1 pseudogene is annotated in these 270 nt (G+C 61.9%); it reads right to left on the bottom strand.

Annotated features, from left to right (window positions below):
* Window positions 1-270, bottom strand: a pseudogene (locus tag FQ664_RS26095) (signal recognition particle protein); the annotation flags it as partial.

Here is a 270-nt window from a genome sequence, read left to right as displayed (position 1 = left end):
TTGTCCATCAGGCCACCGATGCCGCCCATGTTCTGCATCTGCTCGAGCTGGTCGCGCATGTCGTTCAGGTCGAACTTCTTGCCCTTGGCGACCTTCTCGGCCAGCTTCTGCGCCTTGTCCTTGTCGACCTGCTGCTCGACCTGCTCGACCAGCGACAGCACGTCGCCCATGTCGAGGATGCGGCTGGCGATACGGTCCGGGTGGAACACGTCCAGGCCTTCCGGCTTTTCGCTGACACCGACGAACTTGATCGGCTTGCCGGTGATGTAG

Origin of the sequence: Pseudomonas persica (genome assembly GCF_900291015.1) — a bacterium.
GTDB lineage: Bacteria > Pseudomonadota > Gammaproteobacteria > Pseudomonadales > Pseudomonadaceae > Aquipseudomonas.
The sequence above is the reverse complement of the archived record's forward strand: the minus strand, read 5'-3'. Positions and strand labels throughout refer to the sequence as shown.